The organism is Microbacterium sp., from assembly GCF_030149085.1.
Lineage (GTDB): Bacteria > Actinomycetota > Actinomycetes > Actinomycetales > Microbacteriaceae > Microbacterium.
Genome location: NZ_JASBSF010000324.1, coordinates 1 through 2,617, shown reverse-complemented (window position 1 = coordinate 2,617; position 2,617 = coordinate 1). Strand labels below are relative to the sequence as shown.

At 65.5% G+C, this 2,617-nt stretch carries 2 protein-coding genes; one reads left to right on the top strand and one right to left on the bottom strand.

Annotation, left to right across the window (positions count from 1 at the left end):
• A partial coding sequence (locus Q1V87_RS13300) for a transketolase C-terminal domain-containing protein (RefSeq protein WP_300593781.1) occupies positions 1-1,035 on the top strand: 1,035 nt, incomplete at its 5' end.
• Positions 1,036-1,104: 69 nt separating this feature from the next.
• Here the strand turns inward: Q1V87_RS13300 and Q1V87_RS13295 are convergent.
• The coding region (locus Q1V87_RS13295) for a 3-hydroxyacyl-CoA dehydrogenase family protein (RefSeq protein ID WP_300593778.1) at positions 1,105-2,617 on the bottom strand (1,513 nt) is incomplete at its 5' end.

The following is a 2,617-nucleotide window of genomic DNA, read 5'->3' as shown; positions in this document are numbered from 1 at the left end:
GACCCCGTCTCGGGTGAGCCCGTCGGCGGTTCCGGTGCATCGGCCTGGACTGACGTCTTCGCCCAGGAGCTCGTGGAGGTGGGGTCCGAGCGCGAAGACGTCATCGCCATCACCGCTGCGATGCTGCGCCCCACCGGCCTGCAACCCTTCGCTGAGCGCTTTCCGCAGCGGGTTTATGACGTTGGCATCGCTGAGCAGCACGCCGTGGCTTCAGCGGCGGGTCTGGCCTTCGGGGGGCTGCATCCCGTCGTTGCCGTCTACGCGACCTTCATGAACCGCGCCTTCGATCAGGTCATGATGGATGTCGCACTGCACCGTGCGGGGGTCACCTTCGTCCTCGACCGCGCGGGGGTCACCGGGCCCGACGGGCCCAGTCACCACGGCGTCTGGGACCTCGCCATGCTGCAGCTCGTGCCCAACATCCGAATCGCGGCGCCTCGCGACGCGGAGCGTCTGCGCGAAGAGTTCCGCGAGGCGGTTTCGGTGTCCGATGCCCCAACCGTTGTGCGGTTCCCGAAGGGGTCGGTGCTCCCCGACCTGCCTGCGGTCGAACGTCTCGATGACGGGGTCGACGTGCTCGCTCGCGGCGGCGCGGAAGACGTCTTGCTGGTCGGCATCGGGCCGATGGCGCACATCGCAATGGACGTCGCGACCCGACTACGTGCTCAGGGGATCGGTGCGACTGTCATCGACCCCCGCTGGGTGATCCCCGTCCAGCCGTCTGTGATCGATCTCGCTGCGGCGCACCGCCTCGTGATCACGATCGAGGACGGCATCCGTGTCGGGGGGATCGGGACCCGCGTTCGCCAGGTGCTGCGGGAGGCGGGCGTCGATACCGCCGTCGATGAGCTCGGGCTTCCCGATGAGTTCATCGCTCATGCGACCCGTGAGCAGATCCTCGAGGATGCCGGGCTTGTCGCCAGCAAGATCGCCCAGGATGTCGTCGCGCAGGTCCTCGGCACCAGGATTCCGATCGCACGCCGGGCTGAGAACAGCGCCGATTTCGTCGCCGAGTTCGCGGAACGCCGCGACTGACGCGGCAATGCACACGAGAGAGGGGGCCCGGCTGATCCAGCCGGGCCCCCTCTCTCGTGTGCGGTCTGATCAGACGGCGGCGATTCCTCGGATGGGCGGTTCGTGGAAGGTGCCCCCAAAGACGCGCTGAGATGCCCCTTCGCGATCGAGGTACGGCGAGGCGCCGCCGTCGATGAAGGGCCAGCCTGCACCGAGGATCAGGCAGAGATCGATGTCTTCGACCTCGGGCACGACACCCTCATCGAGCATGATGCGGATCTCCTGCGCCAACCCGTCCTGCACGCGGCGAAGGATCTCGTCTTCGCGCGCCGGTGCAGTGCCCACGGCCGGCTTGAGGATCTTCTCGGCAGCCTTCGTCCAGCCAGTGACCTTGCCGTTCTTGTCCTTCTCGACGACCTGCGGCAGCTCCGCCAGCTCGTGGAAGTTCTCGTTCGCATAGAAGCGCTCTGGGAAGGCTGCAGCCATCGTGTCCTGCACGTGCGCGGCGACCTTCCAGCCCACCAGATCGATGAGCTGGAAGGGTGTCATGGGCAGGCCGAGGGGGCCGAAGGCCTTCTCGACCGTAAGCAGCGGCGTGCCTTCGTACACGGCCCGAGCAGCCTCGCCCATGACCTTCGCAAGAAGGCGGTTGACGACAAAACCCGGGGCATTGGCGGTGAGAACAGCGTTCTTGCCGAGCCCCTTGGCCACGACGAAGGCGGTCGACAGTGCCGCCTCGTCGGTCGCGGGTGTTCTCACGATCTCGATCAGCGGCATCACTGCGACCGGATTGAAAAAGTGGAATCCGACGAGTCGCTCGGGGTGCTCGAGCTTCTCGCCGATCTCCTCCACCGACAGGGACGAGGTGTTTGTCGCGAGAATCGCGTCTTCGGCGATGATCTTCTCGATCTCACCGAACACCTGCTGCTTGACTCCGACCTCTTCGAAGACCGCTTCGATCACGAAGTCGCAGTCGGCATACTCACTCTTGTCCGTGGTGCCGTGAATGAGTGCCCGCAGGCGGTTCGCGGCATCCCCATCGAGTCGCCCCTTCTGCTCGAGCTTGCCGATCTCGTCGTGAATGTAGGCGAGCCCCTTATCAACGCGCCCCTGATCGAGGTCGGTGATCAGGACGGGAACCTGGAGCTTGCGCACGAAAAGCAGCGCGAACTGGCTGGCCATGAGGCCCGCCCCGATGATCCCGACCTTCTGGACCTTCTTGGCCAGAGCCCTGTCCGGCGCACCGACGGGTCGCTTAGCGCGCTTCTGCACGAGGTCGAACGCATACATGGATGCCGCGAACTGATCACCGGTGATGAGATCAGTCAGCGCCTCATCCTCGCGCGCGAACCCCTCCGCTTTCGTGCCACTCTTGGCCTTATCGAGCAGGTCGAGTGCCACATAGGGGGAGCGGGGGACCGTGCCGATGCGGCTCTCGAGCATCCCGCGGGCCATCTTGATGGCGATCGGCCACTTGGTGAGACGCTCGATCTTGCCCGGCTCGTTCTTGCGCTCGACCTTGACCGAGCCGGTGAGGACGCCATCGGCCCAGCGCAGTGAATCCTCAAGGTAATTCGCTGCCGGGAAGATGGCATCCATGATG